The sequence below is a fragment of the Paenibacillus farraposensis genome (assembly GCF_020736845.1).
Taxonomy (GTDB): domain Bacteria; phylum Bacillota; class Bacilli; order Paenibacillales; family Paenibacillaceae; genus Paenibacillus; species Paenibacillus farraposensis.
This window is the reverse complement of sequence record NZ_JAFFQR010000084.1, coordinates 1-601: the sequence shown is the minus strand read 5'-3', so window position 1 is coordinate 601 and position 601 is coordinate 1. Positions and strand designations below refer to the sequence as shown.

At 50.7% G+C, this 601-nt stretch carries 4 tRNA genes; all 4 read right to left on the bottom strand.

The features are described from left to right. Positions 1-86 precede the first annotated feature (86 nt). Positions 87-162: transfer RNA gene (locus JO375_RS13510), tRNA-Thr, on the bottom strand. Positions 163-166: 4 nt separating this feature from the next. Then, positions 167-242 (bottom strand) — tRNA-Val (locus tag JO375_RS13505). 10 nt (positions 243-252) lie between these two features. Beyond that, a tRNA-Met gene (locus JO375_RS13500) sits at positions 253-329 on the bottom strand. Between the two features lie 32 nt (positions 330-361). After that, positions 362-453, bottom strand: a tRNA-Ser gene (locus JO375_RS13495). Positions 454-601 lie beyond the last annotated feature (148 nt).

Here is a 601-nt window from a genome sequence, read left to right as displayed (position 1 = left end):
ACTGACGGGATTCGAACCCGCGATCTCCTGCGTGACAGGCAGGCATGTTAGGCCTCTACACCACAGTTCCTCATATTTTTCATAAATGGTGCCGGCGAGAGGACTTGAACCCCCAACCTACTGATTACAAGTCAGTTGCTCTACCAATTGAGCTACACCGGCATGGTGGTGGAGGCTGAGGGGATCGAACCCCCGACCCTCTGCTTGTAAGGCAGATGCTCTCCCAGCTGAGCTAAGCCTCCTGGGTATGTATGGTAGCGGCGGAGGGGATCGAACCCCCGACCTCACGGGTATGAACCGTACGCTCTAGCCAGCTGAGCTACGCCGCCATAACATAATAATTTCACTAGCTTGTCCTAAATGGCGGAGAGAGAGGGATTCGAACCCTCGCACCACTTTCGCAGTCTAACCCCTTAGCAGAGGGTCCCCTTATAGCCACTTGGGTATCTCTCCAAATAATAGACTCACTTAGCGAAAACTAAGCTAGTTATTCAACACACCAGAAAAGGATGTTGAATATCAAGCATAAACTCAAGGTGTTACACCCTGAAAACTGGATCCGAAACTCCACTTGCGTTCTATTCTTAGGATAAGCCCTCGA